The sequence below is a fragment of the Rouxiella badensis genome, assembly GCF_026967515.2.
In the GTDB taxonomy this organism is placed as follows: domain Bacteria; phylum Pseudomonadota; class Gammaproteobacteria; order Enterobacterales; family Enterobacteriaceae; genus Rouxiella; species Rouxiella badensis.
The window spans coordinates 588374-606943 of record NZ_CP114062.1; the positions used below are offsets into that span (position 1 = coordinate 588374).

At 48.1% G+C, this 18570-nt stretch carries 17 protein-coding genes and 1 pseudogene; 6 read left to right on the forward strand and 12 right to left on the reverse strand.

The window, feature by feature from the left end:
* Positions 1-3 precede the first annotated feature (3 nt).
* From O1V65_RS02905 to O1V65_RS02915, 3 genes are all read right to left on the reverse strand, one after another.
* A complete protein-coding gene (locus O1V65_RS02905; protein WP_017494152.1) occupies positions 4-1773 on the reverse strand; it encodes a GMC family oxidoreductase in 1770 nt (589 codons plus the stop codon).
* 15 nt (positions 1774-1788) lie between these two features.
* Positions 1789-2517: a gluconate 2-dehydrogenase subunit 3 family protein gene (locus O1V65_RS02910; protein ID WP_017494153.1), complete on the reverse strand. Its 729-nt coding sequence runs from the start codon at positions 2515-2517 to the stop codon at positions 1789-1791.
* A gap of 288 nt (positions 2518-2805) precedes the next feature.
* Entirely contained in the window at positions 2806-3828 is a 1023-nt protein-coding gene (locus tag O1V65_RS02915; RefSeq protein ID WP_269130146.1) for a LacI family DNA-binding transcriptional regulator, read from the reverse strand.
* Between the two features lie 500 nt (positions 3829-4328).
* Between O1V65_RS02915 and O1V65_RS02925 the strand changes: the two are divergent.
* Positions 4329-4895, forward strand: a pseudogene (locus tag O1V65_RS02925) (MFS transporter); the annotation flags it as partial.
* A 46-nt stretch (positions 4896-4941) separates the two neighbouring features.
* Here the strand turns inward: O1V65_RS02925 and O1V65_RS02930 are convergent.
* Together O1V65_RS02930 and O1V65_RS02935 are read right to left on the reverse strand one after the other, a co-directional pair.
* Positions 4942-5637: an IS6 family transposase gene (locus O1V65_RS02930; RefSeq protein ID WP_269130147.1), complete on the reverse strand. Its 696-nt coding sequence runs from the start codon at positions 5635-5637 to the stop codon at positions 4942-4944.
* 138 nt (positions 5638-5775) lie between these two features.
* On the reverse strand, positions 5776-6207 hold the full coding sequence (locus tag O1V65_RS02935; protein WP_165429314.1) for a bifunctional diaminohydroxyphosphoribosylaminopyrimidine deaminase/5-amino-6-(5-phosphoribosylamino)uracil reductase RibD: 432 nt from the start codon (positions 6205-6207) through the stop codon (positions 5776-5778).
* A gap of 453 nt (positions 6208-6660) precedes the next feature.
* Here O1V65_RS02935 and O1V65_RS02940 point away from each other — a divergent pair, with 453 nt between their 5' ends.
* Entirely contained in the window at positions 6661-7128 is a 468-nt protein-coding gene (locus O1V65_RS02940) for a GNAT family N-acetyltransferase (RefSeq protein ID WP_017493465.1), read from the forward strand.
* 372 nt (positions 7129-7500) lie between these two features.
* Here the strand turns inward: O1V65_RS02940 and O1V65_RS02945 are convergent, their stop codons facing one another.
* Entirely contained in the window at positions 7501-7905 is a 405-nt protein-coding gene (locus O1V65_RS02945; RefSeq protein WP_165429315.1) for a carboxymuconolactone decarboxylase family protein, read from the reverse strand.
* A gap of 101 nt (positions 7906-8006) precedes the next feature.
* On the opposite strand from O1V65_RS02945, the gene O1V65_RS02950 reads away from it, so the two are divergent.
* Complete coding sequence (locus O1V65_RS02950) at positions 8007-8915, forward strand: LysR family transcriptional regulator (RefSeq protein WP_165429316.1); 909 nt, start codon at positions 8007-8009, stop codon at positions 8913-8915.
* A gap of 933 nt (positions 8916-9848) precedes the next feature.
* Here O1V65_RS02950 and O1V65_RS02955 read toward each other — a convergent pair.
* The 4 genes from O1V65_RS02955 to yajD all read right to left on the reverse strand — a co-directional run bounded on the left by O1V65_RS02955 (position 9849) and on the right by yajD (position 13155).
* A complete protein-coding gene (locus O1V65_RS02955; RefSeq protein WP_017492714.1) occupies positions 9849-10145 on the reverse strand; it encodes a chorismate mutase in 297 nt (98 codons plus the stop codon).
* A 323-nt stretch (positions 10146-10468) separates the two neighbouring features.
* Positions 10469-11500: a methionine synthase gene (locus O1V65_RS02960; RefSeq protein ID WP_017492715.1), complete on the reverse strand. Its 1032-nt coding sequence runs from the start codon at positions 11498-11500 to the stop codon at positions 10469-10471.
* 27 nt (positions 11501-11527) lie between these two features.
* Entirely contained in the window at positions 11528-12511 is a 984-nt protein-coding gene (locus tag O1V65_RS02965; RefSeq protein ID WP_165429317.1) for a DUF1852 domain-containing protein, read from the reverse strand.
* Positions 12512-12810: 299 nt separating this feature from the next.
* Positions 12811-13155 (reverse strand): HNH nuclease YajD, encoded by a 345-nt coding sequence (yajD, locus tag O1V65_RS02970; RefSeq protein WP_227956247.1) that lies wholly within the window; start codon positions 13153-13155, stop codon positions 12811-12813.
* Between the two features lie 355 nt (positions 13156-13510).
* Here yajD and O1V65_RS02975 point away from each other — a divergent pair, with 355 nt between their 5' ends.
* Both O1V65_RS02975 and O1V65_RS02980 read left to right on the forward strand, forming a co-directional pair.
* Positions 13511-14491, forward strand: a complete 981-nt coding sequence (locus tag O1V65_RS02975) for a VOC family protein (RefSeq protein ID WP_017492718.1) — start codon at positions 13511-13513, stop codon at positions 14489-14491.
* Positions 14492-14767: 276 nt separating this feature from the next.
* Complete coding sequence (locus O1V65_RS02980) at positions 14768-16552, forward strand: PKD domain-containing protein (protein ID WP_084912285.1); 1785 nt, start codon at positions 14768-14770, stop codon at positions 16550-16552.
* 224 nt (positions 16553-16776) lie between these two features.
* Here O1V65_RS02980 and O1V65_RS02985 read toward each other — a convergent pair whose 3' ends face one another.
* Positions 16777-17262, reverse strand: coding sequence for an arginine deiminase-related protein (locus O1V65_RS02985; RefSeq protein WP_269130148.1), 486 nt, complete (start codon positions 17260-17262; stop codon positions 16777-16779).
* Between the two features lie 40 nt (positions 17263-17302).
* On the opposite strand from O1V65_RS02985, the gene O1V65_RS02990 reads away from it, so the two are divergent.
* Positions 17303-17551 (forward strand): Lrp/AsnC ligand binding domain-containing protein, encoded by a 249-nt coding sequence (locus O1V65_RS02990; RefSeq protein WP_225741520.1) that lies wholly within the window; start codon positions 17303-17305, stop codon positions 17549-17551.
* Positions 17552-17571: 20 nt separating this feature from the next.
* Here O1V65_RS02990 and O1V65_RS02995 read toward each other — a convergent pair whose 3' ends face one another.
* On the reverse strand, positions 17572-18429 hold the full coding sequence (locus O1V65_RS02995) for an SDR family oxidoreductase (protein ID WP_017492720.1): 858 nt from the start codon (positions 18427-18429) through the stop codon (positions 17572-17574).
* Positions 18430-18570 lie beyond the last annotated feature (141 nt).

Genomic DNA, 18570 nt, shown 5'->3' on the forward strand with positions numbered 1-18570 from the left:
GATTTATGCCTTCACCAGAGGAGCCGGATTTTTGATGTAAGTCTGGTGGATCGCCTGAGCGGCACGAATTGCCAATGCGCCAACAGTGATCGTCGGGTTGTAACCGCCATTGTTAGGGAAGGCGGAAGCGCCGACCACAAAGACGTTATGCACATCCCAGCTTTGCAGATAGGTATTCAACGCTGACGTGGTCGGATCCGCGCCCATCACTGCGCCACCGATAGTGTGCGAGCTGTCCTGCTGATACGGGTTCCAGCTTTTATCGGTCTGGTTTTCGGACGTGACGTATTTACCCCCGGTTTCCAGCATGATTTTTTTTGCATGATCAATGATATATCTCGACATGTTGACGTCGTTTTTATTCCAGTCGAAGGTGAGGCGTAACAACGGTTGTCCGTGACGGTCTTTATAAACCGGATCCAGATCGAGATAGGCTTCACGTACCGGCATAGAGGTGCCCTGACAGAAAATGGTGGCTGCGGTCTGGTAATCGCGCGCGTATCCGGCTTTCCACTCACTGCCCCAGCGTTTCGTGCCCGGACGCAGCGCATCCATATGCTGGATAGGACGGCCATCGGTGGAGAATCCCATGATCCCGGCACCGCCGATGAAATCGAGATTGCTGTGATCAAAGTTATCGCCGTTGAAGTCGTCAATCTGCACCGCCAGCGCGCCGCCGCCGATAAACGGGTTCATCCGTTCGCCGTCAAAGAAGCCAGTGACGGTCGCGCAGGTCTGATAGCTATAGTTGCGTCCGACCGTGCCGTGGCCTGTTTTCGGGTCGTATGGTTCACCGATTTTCGAGAGCAGCATCATGCGCACGTTATCCATCTGGTAAGCGGTGATGCACACCACGTCCGCAGGCTGGAAACCTTCAACGCCTTCTTTGGTGATGAAACGTACGCCTTTAGCGGTCTTGCCATCGTCGTGTTTGACCACCTGTAAAACTTCGGTATCGGTCAGCACGGAAAAGTTCGGGCGCCGCATCAGTGCGGGCAAAATACAGGCCTGCGGTGAAGATTTGGAGAAGTTGCCACAACCGTGGAAATCACAGAAACCACAATAGGTGCAAGGCCCCATGGTAACGCCAAGCGGATTGACGTACGCCTGCGAGATATTACCGGCAGGGATAGTGAACGGGTGATAGCCCATTTTTTTCGTGGTCTCGCGGTATTTACGCATCCAGTGCGTGTCTTTTAACGGCGGCGTCGGGTAATCGCGCGAACGCGGTCCTTCGAAAATATTGCCGCCTTTCTGCGGCTGACCGTTTAGGTTTCCGGCGATACCCGAAGTACCCGCGATGCGCTCAAAACGATCGTAATACGGCTGCATTTCGTCGTAAGTAATGCCCCAGTCTTGCACCTGTAAGCCTTTGAGCTTCTCTGCGCCGTAGCGTTCACGCGTCTGGCTCGCCGCCTGGAAATCCCATGGCAGGAAGCGCCATGACATTCCGGCCCAGTGCGTACCGGCCCCGCCGACATTCCAGCCATACTGAAAGGCAGACCAGTTACGCACCGGTGCGGCGTCCTGACTACTGTTGTTACGGAAAGTGGTGGTTTCCACACTCATCGGCTGCAGGATCTGACGACGGGTGTGCCAGCGCAATTCATCCGGATCGACTGCCACCGGGAAATCCGTGGACGTATCGCGCCATGCACCGCGTTCAATGGCAACAACGTTCAGTCCGGCGCGGGTCAGTTCTTCTGCCATGACGGAACCCGCCCAGCCTAATCCGACGATCACTACGTCGGTTTTATTTCTTATTTCTGGCATCTTGTTGCTCCGCAATTAATCGTTCGGGATCAGGCTGACGGGAATTAATTTTAAATCTTCACCGCGACGGTCAATATATTGACGGTAGTCATAACGGGCGCCAGGGAAGCCAATCATTTTCCATCCGGCCATGGTTTTATTTCCGCCATAGAGCGGGTCGGATAAATAACCTTCACGAACGTTTTGCAGCATTAATTCAAAAAATGCCTGACTATTGACATCCGCACCGAGATTAATTTTCCCGGCTTCCATATCAGTCAGAAATGCATCGATCTGATCAGCATTGAGGCTAAAAAAGGAGGCGTGGTGGTGAGTCTGCGACCAGGCTTCGAGGGCTTTCAGTCCGGTCATATAGCGCTCACGCGGAGAGGAAAGAAATTGCGGACTGCCCATCAGTTTCTCTTCATTCTCCGGACGCAGCGGGCCGACCAGATACAGCGCGGATCCTGCACCGTAGTCGCTTGCGAGCTGGCTGTCGATGAATTCTATGCAGCCTTCTTCACTGGCAGAAGGACCGTGATCGTCGGCGGGGATCAGCCGGTCAAAAATAGCCGCCAGATTTTTGCGGTCAGTCTCGTTGGTTAATACTTGATAGCCGCCTTGCAGGGCAGGGACGGGCAACACATCTTTTGTCAGCTGTGTTTCCAGCGGGACATTGTGCATTTCTTTCGCACTCAGTTTGGGTACCACGGTTAGGGTGGCGACCAGTGAACTCAGTGAAAAGAGCGCTTCTCTTCGGTTCATGAATATATCCTTCAATAGCACGACATTTTATTAACTGTTTTATAACCGCTTATTTCAGGCAAGCAGATCCCTGCGGAGCGGCAACAGAAAACCGATCCTGTTAAAAAACATGATTAAGCTGATGATTTATCACCAGAGGATAAATATTAAGGAAGGAAACCCTGAGAAGTGTTTCCCCGGTATTTTATTTTAAGAATGAATAAATAGTTCAAATGCACAATTATGTTTTATTGCTATCACTGTTCCGGTCAGATTTTAGTATCCTGATCCGAAACAACGTTCGTTCTGTTACCTCTTCAGGTGTGACTGCCTGATAATCAGTTCCCCATGATGCCAGTCGCCATCAGGATCCGGATTATCATCAATCAGCCGGTTCAGCGCTTCGGCGATCAGTTTTTCCCTTGGCTGACGGTACGATGTCAGCTGCCAGACCGGTGAACTGGCCTCGTCAATATCGTCAAAGCCGATGACGCCCATACTGTGCCGTTGATCCCGCGCAATCAGCGCTTCGAGCACGCCAATGGCCAGAATATCGTTCTCACAAAACATCGCTTCAATACGCTCTCCGCGGGGCGTTGCCTGCCAGTACCCGGTGATCTGTTGATACGCTGCGTTGCGATCATAATGCCCGGCGACCATCATGACATTCAGCGTCGCGCCTTTTGCCTCCAGCCCGTCACGAAACCCTTCCATACGCAGCAGGTGGTTAGAGCCGACATCCGGTCCTTTCATGTAGCCAAACCGCTGATAACCCTGCGCGAGAAACAGCTCTGCGATCTCGCGACCGGCTTGATAACCATCAATATTCACAATATCGACACCGCGGTGCTCCTCACTGTTACGACAAACCTGCACCAACGGGATGTGATGCATGGCGTGAGCGACATCGTAAAGCTGGGTGGTCAGCACGTTACCTAAAAACAAAATGCCATCAACCTGAAGCTGATCGGCCATCGTAATCACGGCCTGATAATTTTCGCCCTCGGTGATGTTGAGCAGCAACGTCATATAACCGCGAGTTTGTAATGCTTTTGTTACCGTATCGAGAACCATCATCGAATGCGGGTTTTTCAGCTCATCAATGGCAACGCCAATGATGTGTGTGCTTTTCTTGGTCAGACTGCGTGCCAACAGGTTAGGGCGATAACCGAGTATTTCCGCGGCCGCCAGCACTTTTTTTTGTGCTTTGTCGGAGACTGATGCGCCGGGAGTAAACGCCCGCGACACCGTCCATTTCGACACGCCCGCCAGTTCGGCGACATCGCTGGCCGTGGCTTTCGAAGGTTTTGGCGCTTTGGTTTCTTTCGTCATTAGCCTGATTTTAGTGTCAGAGATACAGATCTGATATTGAACGTTAAAAGTCGACGAAAAGAAACTCCTCTCATTGCACATTCCCGCAGTTAAGTACGATAAAAAAAGTCCATACAAAAGCAATGTTGGGATTATGTTAATTTTTGCACCCGAGTGCAAACGATTTTTGCACTCGGGTGCAAAAATTATAATAACGACTAAGAAACAGAGCAGTTGATGAGAAGCCGGTCAGAAGCGGAAATTAAGGAAATTGCAATTCGTTGAGTGCGGCCTCCTACAGCGACTCCCGCAAATGATAAAGATAACATTCACTCATTGACTGTATTAACGCCTATCGCGGGTCGCTGACGCATAGCGCCTAGCGGATATCCAATGATGCACTTAAAAGCTCTGCTAAACGCTGCCTGTGAGGCATAGCCGAGGCGAAGAACAACGGTATCAATTGAGATTTTATCTTGGATAATTCAGTGACTTGCGATGCTCATTCGCACCTCCCTTGCATAGCGCTGGGAGGATTCTGGAGTATGGTTGCTGCCGTCGCTATGCGGCTGGTCCCTGCTAAAAGTGTCCCGCGTGCTCTTTCCATTATTTTTAGCGGTATTGCTGTCAGTACCGTATTTTCGATCCCTTTGGGGAGCTATTTAGGTGGGCTTTATGGCTGGTGTAGTGCGTTTCTCGCTGCAAGTTTAGTCGGTATGCTGAAACTGCTCTTCCAGCTATTTACCCTTCCTGGTATGGCTCTGCGTAAAATGATGATAACGGCATCTGTCATGGATTTACTCCGCTGCCCCGGTATTGCGATGGGAATGACGGGATGTGTGATTGCCCATACTGGCCAGTATGCACTGTTTACCTATATTCGTCCGGCTCTTGAAAATATTGCCCAACTTGATGTGGATTGTTTGTCTTTAATACTACTCGGATTTGGCATCGCTAATTTTATTGGTAAGCTGATTGCTGGATGGCTGATGGAGAGAAGCCTACGTCTTATCCTGATACTAATGCCAGCGCTTGTCGGTTTAGCGGCATTGAGCATGATTTTGCTGCCACTAGAGGAAAAGGTTCTGTCGCGTTAACGTAGTGAAGATGATGAAATCTGCGCTACCTGTTTTTTCAGGCTGCCAGCAGATAAAATTGTTCTGCAGACGACAATCCTTCGCCAGCTTGATGATGAAGCTGTCCTTTACGGATCATGTTTACCAGCTCAATACCCGCAAGTATGGTCTGTGCCCGCCGGAATGATTTGAATCCCAGCATGGGTCGCGTTCGTCTTTTGATGTTCCGGTGATCCTGCTCCACAAGGTTGTTCAAATATTTGTTCTGCCTGATCGTGATGCTTTCTTCATCGGGTTTGTCGGCATTGAGTGTGGCCAACGCTGCCGTATTGGCGCTACTTTTATCAATGGTTACCCTTTCTGGCCCACCGTGGTGGCGAATAGCCTTACGAAAGAAGCGCAGTGCTGCGCCGGCATCCCGCCTGGCGGTCAGCAGGAAATCGATGGTCTGCCCTGCGGTATCGACGGCCCGGTACAGGTATTTCCACTGCCCTCTGACTCTGATGTAGGTTTCGTCCATTCGCCAGCGTCGACCCACCGGGCGTTTATACCGTCGGAACACCTTATCCAACAGGGGCACCAGGCGGATGACCCAACGGTGAAGCGTCGAATGATCAACAACAATGCCGCGCTCGGCCATCATCTCTTCCAGATTACTGAGGCTCAGGGAATACGCCAGATACCAGCGAACACACTGGGCGATAACATCGGGGGGATAATGCAGGCGTTGGAAAGATTTTCGGATCAGGGACATGGTCAGGCAACATCGTAAAAAAACAGCATGTTACCTCACGACGTCTTAATGCGACAGAACCTTTATTAGGTCCAATATGAGCGTGAGCGAACCCAAATTTTCCTGACTTGATCAGTTTGGGATTGTTTAGGCGATTTACTATGACCTTATTAAATAAGATAAGAGAAAATCCTCTACCTCTTTTTTACCGATGCCGAGCGTATAGCCAACACCTGCATTTTTTAAAATCCTGAGTCCTTCCCCTCGATTCCTAGGATGCGGATCTTCTATAGCAATATAGATATGTTGTGGCTTAAGCTCTGCGAGCGTCAAAGCACAGGAGGGGGTTCTGCCTTGAAAGGAGCAGGGTTCAAGGGTGACAAATATCTCACATTCACCAATTGGCAAGGTTAGTTTCGACATAGCGTCTATCTCAGCGTGATGGTGGCCCGGAGATTGAGTGAAACCCTTGGAAACCACTTTACCTTTATGGACAATCACGCATCCAACAGGTGGATTTGGTCTGCATAATGGTAACGCCCGACGAGAGGATTCAAGTGCCAACAACATGAATTCCAGCTTTTCGCTCATATATTTTTTCTGCCTAAGAATGTAAGCCATAGATTTACGATTTTTAAGGTTTCAGACATGAATGTCCATAATTCAGATTAACTAAATAATGGCTATTGCCGCACCACGTCGATTAACAAGGATTGATGTCATGAATGTCCGCTTCTGGCACACAGCAGACAAACACGTGACGCTGAAGGTCTGCTGAGAGCGATGTAGAGACTTTCATACCTGTTGAATTTGATGATAACGGGGAGATCCCAACTATCGAGTCAATCCTAAAAGCTAGGCCGCTAGCACGCCTTCTTACCTCATTTCTCCTCCAACTGTACACTTTGGTTATTTTATCCAGTGTCAGTAATCTGGCAGTTGCAACGTCAAACTGGTGGTGCCAATCTGGTGTTAATTCGTCGAAAAACTGCAAAGCCTGCTATGTTGCACATGTTAGTGGTAGCCGAGCTTCAAGGAGTTTATATGAGCAAATCGCTTGACGTCGCCCTTTCGGTCCGCCGAGCGGAAGAAAATGAAGCGGAATTGTTGCGTGAGATAGTGCGCGCGGCCTATTCCAAATGGATTCCGGTCATTGGTCGTGAACCGACTCCGATGACGGCCGATTTTAATAAGGCCATCCGTGAGCATGACATTGACCTCGCCATTGTCGCAGGGGAAGTGGTCGGCCTGATCGAAATATGGCTCCAGGCCGAACATCTTTGGATCGAAAATGTTGCGGTACATCCCCACCGGCAAGGAATCGGAATCGGCCGTACATTGCTGGCACATGTTGAAAGTAAGGCAGCTCAAGCGGAGCTTGGGGAAATTCGCCTGCAGACGAACGAGGCGTTCGAGGCGAACATCGCATTATATACGGCGCTCGGATATGAAATCGATAGACGTGAACCGTTCAAAGGTGGAACGACCGTCTTTATGAGCAAAAAACTGTAGTGGTTACTAAAACTGACCCCGGAACAAAGATTCCTTGATCATTTTAATGTGCGCTGATGACCCTGACCTGTCCGCTGAAGGATCAAGGGCAGCTATGAGCGAAGATCGGACATCTACAAGACTGACTTAATCAGCACTGAGTCAGGAAATGATGCATATCTTCGCCACTGGTCAGCCTGATCTGGCCTTGGGGACGGACTTTTGAAAAAACGGTAAGATGGCCCTCATAGCTGCACGACCCGGTTCGTTTTTCATATAATGAGCCCCACTCCCGCAAAGCGGTGAAGTCTGCAACAGATCCATTATTACTGATGCCCCGAGCTTTAAGACATCGGCTTCATTTTTAGCAAGTTATGTAATGCTAAAATCCTGTCAGGAGATCTTCTCTTGGCTTTTTAAAGGCGCATTTAAAATATCGCGTATATTAACCAGCGCATTGCGCACCGCCGCGCCTCCGGCATAAAACAGTAGCTGCAAGACAGCCTCGATAATTTCTTCGCGGCTTGCGCCTGCATTTAGTGCTGCCTGTGTATGCGCCCGCAATTGCGGGACCGTATGGCCCAGTGTGACACAAGAAGCAATCACAACCAGCTCTCGCGTTCTGGCGTCCAGCCCAGGGCGTGCAAGTATGCCTCCCATAGCCCATTCGATTGATATATCAGTAAAATCGGGGCACAGATCTGCCATGTCCTTTCGCAGTTCTTCTCCCGCACCATTACCGTACAATTCGTTAAACAATCTCATTCCCCGCTCGCGCAGTTCCGGATTTGTAATCATTTTTAGCGTTCCCCTGTTAAGTGAAGGTCCATTAAAACTCGCTGACAAAGTTTGATAAACAGCGGTATATTTTCATCTTTAACAAGTCTGGCTTGATAATCGTGAATAAACTGGAAAGTATGGCGGTGTTTGTCCGCGTGGTGGAACGGGGAAGTTTTAGCGCGGTTGCCGAAGAGCTGCGGCTCAGTGGGACGATGGTCGGGCTGCATATAAAAGCGTTGGAGGAACATCTCGGCGTTCGCCTACTTAATCGTACAACGCGTCGCCAAAGCCTTACCGATTTTGGTCTCGAGTATTACCAAAGTTGCCAACGGATTTTAGCTGATATCAAAGATAGCGAGTCACTGGCATTGGCTTTACACAAGAATCCACGTGGAAAACTGAGAGTAGGTTGCCCTGTCTCTTTTGGCGTCCATGCGCTTTCGCCGGTTACAGCTCAATTTCTTACGACATGGCCTGATGTAACAATGGATTTGGTGCTCAGCGATAAATCGATGGACATGGCAGAAGAAGGTCTCGATGTCATGATTAAGGTCGGCGAACTCGAGCATGTAAATACGCTGGTTGCCCGCCCGCTGGCGGCATATCGTTCTATCGTGTGCGCGTCTCCTGCATACATAGAAAGGGCAGGAAAACCCATGACGCCGGAAGAATTGAGTCAACATCGATGTCTTGGATTTGCCCATCCCGTTGCAGGGAGTGAATGGACACTTCAGCGAGAGGGCAAGCCCATCAAGTTGCCGGTAAATATTGCTATGGCTATCAACAATGGAGAAGCATTGAGAAGTGCGGCATTAAACGGGCTTGGAATTATCATGCAACCGGAGGTCCTGCTGGCAGACGATTTGCAACAAGGAAAGCTGATAGTCCTGATGTCAGAGTTTCAACCATTGGCTAAGCCGGTGCATATATTGACCTTCGCAGACCGCCAACAGCTACCAAAAATCCGCTTCTACGTTGATTTCCTGTTGCAGCACTTCAGGAGATCACTTTGTTTGTCGAACCCCTGATGAAAACTTGGTCAAGGGTAATAGGCAACCCTGATTGATATTGTGCTTTTTATCTTAAGGAAAATAACGTATGTAACAGCCGATGATTGTAAGTTTACTGTACACCCCAAATAACAGTTAGACTTAAGGATATCGGTGCGACTCTGCTGACTGCCTTAAGCGGCTTCGTTTACGGGCAAATTGTGGTTTTCATTGCTCGCAAATTGACCTGCTCCCCGTTGATTAGTACACCCCGATGTTAGTAATGTCTTCATATGACCTAACGCTTGTAATGTCCTAGATGTCCGCTTCTGGCACGGAGCGGACATCTATGATCGTCAAAGTCCGCTGTAAGCGAATAGCGGAATTAATGAATCACCACAGCTATTAACAGCATTACTGTGTGTTAATCAGCGAGGAGCAGGTCAACTTATAGATGAGAAGACCGAGGGGATAGAAACGATCGCCTGGGGTGGGGAAACACATATCATCAATGATGTGTGCACTGAGGAGTTTGATGATTGCCCATTGATGTGAGAATCATGGAATTAAACGTCATGAAAAAGTAGGTGAGTACATAATTGAGTACAGATTAAGATTTTAGTAAAATAATTTTCATAAATTTCAGCATTCTAACTTTAGATATCAATAGTCGTGAGTAGAAAGTGGGCTGAACGCTTTTGTCTCGCATTGCGGGTTAAGGCCTTAATCTGAATTTAATTGTCTTGTAAAACATGCCGTTAAAAAAACACCTGGTTGGCGTATTTCTCAGCCATTGTGATCAATAATCAGAGAAAACAGGCTGGGCTGAGAGTGACGGTCTGGAGGTAAGGATACCACCTCTGGGCGGGTTGGCCTTCTAATTTCGTTTTCGCTGCGATGTCCATAGCACTGCTATTTTTAGCCGATATCAAGGTTCCTGACACCGGCTCGATAGAATATCGACGAACGATGTCAGGCTTTTTTCTGTTGCAATGTGTCATGTTGCTCGAGTTCATAATCGATAAACGCGCCTACCATGGTGCGATAGACCTTCTCGATAATGACTTCGGGAAGCCCTGCTTCGGTGGCCTGTTTACGCACTTTATCGATAACCTGCTGGACCCGGTCAGGAGCACGAACGGACGCGTGGTCGGTTTTAAAAGCGGCAGCGGCTTTGACGCACTCGCTGCGTTGGGCGATCAATTTAACCAATTCACTATCAATTTGATCGATGCGATTTCTAACGTCTTCTATTGACGAAAAATTCATTTTTAATCCATCTAACTAGTACATGAGTTCTTTAGATTACCTAAAATTTCGATTAAATCCAGTGTTGAACCAAAAAGGGAGCAGGGGAGAGTTCGGGGATACCGGCTATATTAAGCCGGTCATTTAACAGGTTTTCAGCTTCAGCGAGACGGTTGAGGCGTTTAAACCGCTTTCACGTGGTGCATTAGGTAAAATCGTTATCAAGATTGACAGCGAGTGAAGCGTAAACGCTCAGTCCGGTGAAGGATTTTGGATACGGTGCGATTAATCACATCGCGCCAACCGGACTGAGCTTTTTTAAAATGAGCTACTTTTTGGCAAGCTTATTTGTTCGAAAGTTCTTTTCGAACAATATGTGCGCCTAAACTTAACGCATTCAGCTTGCCTCTTGCGACTCGACGCGGTAACGGGGTCATGCCACAGTTGGTGCTAGGGTAGAGCTTGTCTGCATCAACAAACTGTAGCGCTTTGCGCAGAGTATCGGCGACTTCTTCTGGTGTCTCAATGTTATGGGTTGCCACATCGATAGCCCCAACCATAACTTTTTTGCCTCGAATCAGCTCAATCAGATCCATTGGCACGCGAGAGTTTTGACACTCTAGTGAAATGATATCGATGCTAGATTTTTGCAGTTTAGGGAAGATTTCTTCGTACTGTCTCCATTCTGTCCCCAATGTCTTTTTCCAATCGGTATTGGCCTTAATGCCGTAGCCATAGCAAATATGCACAGCGGTTTCGCATTTAAGACCTTCAACTGCTCGTTCTAACGCGGCAATGCCCCAATCATTCACCTCGTCAAAGAACACATTAAACGCTGGCTCATCAAATTGGATGATATCAACACCGGCAGCCTCGAGTTCTTTGGCTTCTTGATTAAGGATCTTGGCGAATTCCCAGGCCAGTTTTTCGCGACTTTTGTAGTGGCTATCATACAGGGTGTCGATCATGGTCATTGGACCTGGCAGAGCCCATTTAATCGGTTGCTTGGTTTGCTGACGTAAAAACTTGGCATCTTCCACAAAAACGGGCTTTTGGCGGCTCACTGCACCCACGACCGTCGGGACACTCGCATCGTAGCGATTACGAATTCTTACCGTCTCACGTTTCTCAAAATCAACGCCGCTGAGGTGCTCAATAAACGTAGTCACAAAATGTTGACGCGTTTGCTCGCCATCGCTGACGATATCAATACCTGCCTGGAGCTGATCCTGTAGGCACAAACGCAGCGCATCCTGTTTGCCATCAATTAGTTCTTCATCTTGCAATTTCCAAGGTGACCAAAGTGTCTCAGGCTGTGCAAGCCATGAAGGTTTAGGCAAACTGCCCGCAGTCGAAGTAGGTAACAAAATTTTCATAATAAATGACCTTGTGTTTTTAGTTAATCAAAGAGCGTAATGAGCAGACCATTGTTCAAGAATAGTTTGGTACGGTTTGATGAAGTATTCTTCAGTAAACTTTCCCTGCTCAATGGCTAAGCGGCTACGTTCTTCTCGATCATAAACAATTTCAGTTAATGTATGATCCTGGTTATTCAAATTTGGCTGGTATTCTTTTCCTGCCGGGGAATTGGCATTATAGATCTCAGGTCGGTAAATCCTTTGGAAAGTTTCCATCGTACTGATAGTACCGAGAAGTTCAAGATCGGTGTAATCATTAATGAGATCACCAGAAAAATAAAACGCTAAAGGTGCTACGCTATTGGAAGGCATAAAATAGCGCGCCTGCAACCCCATTTTATTGAAATATTGGTCAGTCAAGGACAGTTCATTTTGCTGATATTCAACGCCCAATACAGGGTGCTGATAGTCAGTCTGATGATAGGTGTTTTTACTTGAAACACTCAGGCATATAACCGGTTGCTTACTAAAGTGCTTTTTGTAAGCCTCTGAATTAACAAAACATTTAAATATATTTCCGTGCAGGTCGCCAAAATTTTCTGGAATGTTAAACGTCGACTGATTCTTGTTATGCTCAGAGAGTAATACACTAAAATCATAATCTCGCACATAAGAGGAGAAATTATTGCCTACAATCCCTTCGGTACGTTGATGCGTTTTTTTATCAACAATATTCGTTTTCAATATTTCAATAGCTGGGAAAGTCTTCCTTTTGCCTTCAATATCAATATTCAGCTCAACGGAAATAATTTCAAGTTCGACAGAATAACGATCGCCATTGGGGTTATTTTCATGCGCCAGGGAATTAAAACGATTATCAATCATCGTTAAGGCGTTACGCAGATTCTCTTGACGCTTCTCCCCTCTGGCTAAATTAGCAAAGTTGGTCGTGAGGCGCGTATTTTCAGATGGGTTATAATTCTCATCGAAAGAAATGCTCTTAATCGTAAATGTAAAATCGTTATTCATCGTGATCTGGTATCCTAATTTCTGATATGAAACCTGAATTTACGTCTTGCTTTTTCAGGATTTCCAATTTTTTGTTTTATGGCTTTCTTATTCAGTGGACTAGCTATTGTCTACAGCCAATAATAATGTGTATTTTATGCCAGAGTCGTTGATTGAGGAAAAGTGATTTAATTTCATTGAAACATGAGGCATGTTCATGATCTGCTGTAAAGACAGGACTGACGTTGTTACAGGAGGGTCTCTCCCACGGGATCCATGTGGAACCCATGGGGTCAAGAGCGGCTAACTGGCTGGATGTACTACTTTTTATTCAACATCGATTTTAAATCGGCAAAGGGATTATAGGTTGCCGCGGCAACATCTTTTTGCGCGTCCTCTCCCGCAACGACGTTTGTACCATACTGGTCAGCTTCGGTGTACTTCGAGTGTTCGTGATCGTGACAATACAGACACAATAATTCCCAGTTGCTGCCATCCTCTGGGTTATTGGTATGATCGTGATCGATGTGGTGAACCGTTAATTCACGCAGGTTTGAATACACAAACTCTCGCGAGCAGCGTCCACACACCCACGGAAAGAGTTTTAATGCTTTCTCACGGTAGCCGCTTTCCATCCGTGCGTAATTTCTTGGGATCAATGCCATTGCCGATATCACCTGTCATAGAGAGATTTCTTACCTTTGATATAAGCAGGCTAGCCTGCTTAACAGGGGACTTCAAGTGGCAGAATAAGTCCCCTGGCACCGAAGTCGACCATAAGCTGGAGGTTTTCCTACTCATTGAACGCCTTCAGCCGCTACGGGGGCGGAACAGTAAATAATTTTATTGCTTATAGGGACGGGGCTTGAGATGCGCTATACCTCGATGAATCAGGTTGTTATCGCAGTCACAGTATAAATGGAAGTCATACCTCTATAAACTTAAGCCAACAGACCCGCCTTACAATCGCCGGTTAACCTAGTGTGACACTCTGTATGCCTACACAATAGGAAGATTATTATGGCGCAGCAACTTCCAGAACCCTGCTATGACATTGCACATCTGGCCCACGTTGAAATGTACACGGACAAATTTGAAGAGAGCCTCGATTTCTTCGTCAATGTATATGGCCTTACCGTTTCGGCTCAGGATGAGAATCATGCATGGTTGCGAGCCTGGGATGACTACGAATTCCATTCCTTGAAACTCACGCGCCACCACACCACCGGCGTTGGACATATCGCATATCGTGCCTCCTCGGAAGCGGCGTTGATGCGCCGTGTTGCAGCTGTCGAAGCCAGCAAATATGAAGTGATTGGATGGGTGGACGACGACCAGGGGCACGGTCGGGCCTTCCGCTTTGCGGACCCTTTCGGCCACGTATTCGAGATTTACTATGACACCGTGCGCTATGTGGCCGAGGGGAGTGAACGCCCGGCGCTTAAAAACCTGGCGCAGCGCTATCATGGACGTGGAGCCTCTCCTCGCCGTTTAGATCACCTTAATCTGCTGGCGGCAGACGTAAGCGAATTCAAAAACTTTATGGAGCTTTGCCTCGGCTCGCGAGTAACCGAGATGATTCAGCTGGACAACGGCCGCATCGGCGGCTGCTGGTTTACCATCAATAATAAAACCTACGATTTGGCCTGTACCGAAGAGCATGGTGGCGGCAATGCTCGTCTTCATCACGTCACCTACGCGACAGACACCCGTGAAGACATTCTTCGTGCTGCCGATATCTTTTTAGAAAATGGCGTACACATTGAGACCGGCCCACATAAGCATGCAATTCAGGGCACGTTCTTCCTTTATGTCTGGGAGCCCGCGGGCAACCGCGTGGAGCTGGCAAACTCAGGCGCTCGCCTGATTCTGGCACCCGATTGGCAAACCGTGGTATGGACAGAAGCCGAGCGTAAGAAAGGGCAGGCATGGGGGCTCAAGACCATCGAAACCTTCCATACCCACGGTACGCCGCCAGTGCCAAAGCACTTAAAAGAGTAATCGACGCTTGTTGAATTCTGCCCTGCACAGCAGGGCAGAGCCTCTTCCCCCATTACGCAGCGTTAACCCGCCAGGACCCTGGTGCATTTTCATCGCGACTCCAATTTCTTTCCCCTGCCGTAGGCAATCGCCGGTCAAACGAACTACCGCCAAGAGATTATTAATCTTATTTAAATATCCCCCCTATAAGCGAAAGTTCTTAGTTAGAACGCCAAAGTTCTCTAGGATTTGTTTGCTATTGTTCGCCGGTCAATAATTTTAGGAAAATAACCGACGATGAAAAAATTAACACTATCCCTTATTATCAGTGCTTCATTATTTGCCGCTTCTTCGCATGCTGCCGATAACCAGCGTACTATAAGCTACCTGACTTCATGGGGCGCCGCTAATATGACGCCGGAGCTGATTAAAAAGAGTGAAGTAGATACCCTTCTGCTCGCTTTTGGTTCCTGGGATGCCCAAGGTAATATCTCAGGTTCTGACAACATGTTTAATTCCGGAAGCGATACCTATTGGAAACCGATGGAATATCTCAACTGGACCCAGGCTAAATTTGATAATCCAAATTTAAAACTCATGCTGGCCTTTGGGGGTGAAAAAGGCGAAGGTCTGTGGGCAGATCTTCACAATGAGAACAGCCGCGAAAAGATCGCGCAAGGTCTGGTGAAACTCCTGAAAAAGGATTTTCCAGTTTACAAAAAAAATGGTCAATATCAGCAGGTTGGAACAATCCGCCTGGATGGTGTAGATTTTGATTATGAAAAACAGGCTCGTCTGACAGAAGAAGAAAATCATAATCTGTTGAAACTGGCAACACGCGTACGTGCGTTGTTAGGGGCAAACAGCGGTAAGTTGCTAAGTCTGACGACTTATCACGTGGGTGCCGATCCGGTCAGTTGTCTTGATAATCTCACTGCAGAATGTTCCTATAACGGCAAAACCGATCACTCGGGTGAAGTATTAACTCTCCTTAAAGAAGGTAAAAGTCTTTTCGATTTCTTTAACGTAATGACCTATGATGCAGGCCCTGATTTTAAATATAAAGTCGCCATGGAAAATTATAGTAAAGTGCTGGGTGATAAATCGAAAATTATTCTCGGTAATACTATTAACGATCAGTGGGGTCCTAATGGACGCTTTGTTGAACCTCGTGCAAATAATATTTATCGTGCTGGCTGGCAGGCGGAAAATAATTTTGGCGGATTCTTCGTATGGGCGCTCGGTGCTTCACCAACGTTGAATATGCAAGCCGATAAGCAGGTTGATTATGTATTAGAGATGAAAGACGCCGCTGAAAATGCGTCACCTGGCGACGTTAATCAGGCTCCTGTGGCAAAGGTAAGCTTCCCGCAAGTGATTGTTGGCGCAGCTAGTCACGTAGAGCTAGACGGTTCAGCTTCATCAGATCCAGAACAACAGCCATTAACTTTCCACTGGAAGCAAATTAGCGGTTCAAAAGTCAAACTAACCTCCCAGCATGACAAGGCCTTTTTCTCTCTTCCTGCTCCAGGTAAGACAGAAACGCTGCATTTCCAACTGACGGTTAACGATGGAGAACGCAATTCAACGCCGTTTGATATCATCATCAAACATCAGGCAGAGCAGGCTGGCAACAATGCACCGGTAGCGGATGCAGGCTCGGCGCAAACAGTAGAGAGCAACCAGAAGGTTACGCTCAATGGCTCCGCTTCACACGATCCTGATAACGATACTCTGACCTATAGCTGGGCGCAGAAATCAGGCAAAAAAGTCACCTTAAGCCATCCTAACAGCGTGAAGACAACCTTTACGACGCCTGATGTGCAAAAAGATGAAACCTTAGTCTTTACCCTGAAGGTAAGTGATGGACAGTTGCAGAGCCATGCTGATGTCTCTGTCGTAGTAAAAGCTAAATCAGTACCCGACGTTGGTGGTGACAGCTGGGTGTCAAATAAGCAGTACAAACCGGGGGATATGGTGACTGATAACGGTGCCGTTTATCGTTGTTTGCAAGGTCACCTGTCAGCAAGCCATTGGGCACCGCATATGCCAGGCCTGGCTTCCCTGTGGCAGAAACAATAACCTTAACAGACTGCTGCCAATATCGCTGTCCGGTTAAACGGCAGAGAGGCTATCCAGCTTAATAAATTAGGGTGTTCGACGGCGTAACACCCCAGACGGGGGCATTTAATATGCCCCCGTTTTCTGCATGGACATTGGGTTACTAACGTCACATCCCAGGGTAAAAGATGCTCGAATGAACTATCCGCAAACAACTTGGGTTAACCAGCAAACATCGGCGTCGGCTAATCAGCCATAGCCACACACCTTTTCAGAAACACTTCGCACAGCATGCAACGCGCGCCGCCGCTGGCGCTCAACCAGTGAAGGCAGGGCATCGAGACAGACAATCGCAAGACGACTGCCGACCCTGTGCCCTCAAGGGAGTGCCCCTTAAGCTCGTGAGCAGAGAGGTAAACGCGGTTGTTCACCACAAAATCAGTGACTAGCCGGTTGATAATCTCCTGTCGACGCTCACGGCGGCGATTGGAAGCCTCCATTGGAAAGGGATAAAGCGTTCCATCTTCCAACGTGGCAATCCAGTTATTTGGAAAGAGCGAGTCCGGTGTGCCGTGCTCGGCGACGTCATCAACGATATGCACATCGATATCGACGCTTCTCAATGCCCTGACATAGCTGTCGAAGGCAATCTGCGCCTGAATCTGCACGTCTCTGATACCGGTCAGCCGTTTCTGAAAGGCGTTGCTTGGCTGTGTCTCCTGATTACTCATAAACGCAGCATGCCTTACCATCAATACCGTATTCGTCTGCATGAACGTGGCGGTTGAGGGAGCGAAAGCGTCGGTGATTATTCAGCAGTTGAGGGGAGAACCGGCGGTGCATACTCTGCATACCACCAATGGAAAATGGGACTTGCTGGTGGAATTAGGGGCAGATAATTTGGAAATTTTCGATCAAATTCTCGGGCGTATTCGGCGAATTGAAGGGATTTTTATAATACGGAAACCAGCATTCTTCTCTCGACACGCAAGGCGTGAAATAGGAATGGTGGTTCCCTAGCTCTTCGCGACCTACGCGCCTTAAAGCGCGTTGAGTGATTTGGCAATCACGTCCTGGTAAGCGCCCGTCGCATGGCCCAGTAAACGGCTCAGAGTCTGGCTGTCATTATACAGTGCACCTTGACTTGCCCCAATGTCTGAGTCCGCGAGAACATCAGCCAGACCCTCTGGTAAACCTGCTCCTTTCAGTGCAGCGGCAAAGTCCGCCTGCGGCAGATTGACGTAATTCACTTCTTTGCCAGACTGGCGAGCGATTTCAGCGGCAAATTCCGCCAGCGTATAACTTTGATCGCCGGCCAGTTCGTAGATTTTTCCTTCCTGCGCCTCAGAAAGTAGTACTTTTGCCGCCGCACGCGCGTAATCGGCACGTGGAGCGGAAGAAATACGTCCGTCGCTGGCAGAGCCGATAAAGGCATTATGGGCCAGTGAGGGTGCAATGCTTGCGGCATAGTTTTCTGTATACCAGCCGTTACGCAGCAGCACGTAAGGTACGCCAGACGACTTCAATGCGGCTTCGGTATCGCGATGTTCTTTGGCAAGCAATAACGGAGACGAGTCAAGATTGAGCAGGCTGGTATAAGCGATGAGTTTAACGCCGGCCTGTTTGGCGGCATCGATGACGGCCTGATGCTGTGCGGTACGTTGGCCCACCTCGCTTGACGAAATCAGCAGCAGTTTATCGACGCCGCTAAAAGCGGTTTTTAATGTTTCAGGCTTGCTGTAGTCAGCCTGGCGAACATCCACGCCCAACGCGTTGAGATCTTGGGCTTTCGCGGGGTTGCGCACTGCCGCAACGATTTCATTCGCAGGCGTATTTTTCAGTAATTCTTCGACTACCAGACGACCTAACTGACCTGTTGCACCCGTAACTGCAATCATAATGTTCTCCATTTTCCGAAGATAGCCTGCCGAACAGCAGGCGTATATAAAAGTATAGCCATCGAAACTCTGTACGGAGAGCACTATAGAATATACACTATATAAAGGTAAGTACTTACCATTTGGTTAGTATTGATTTTA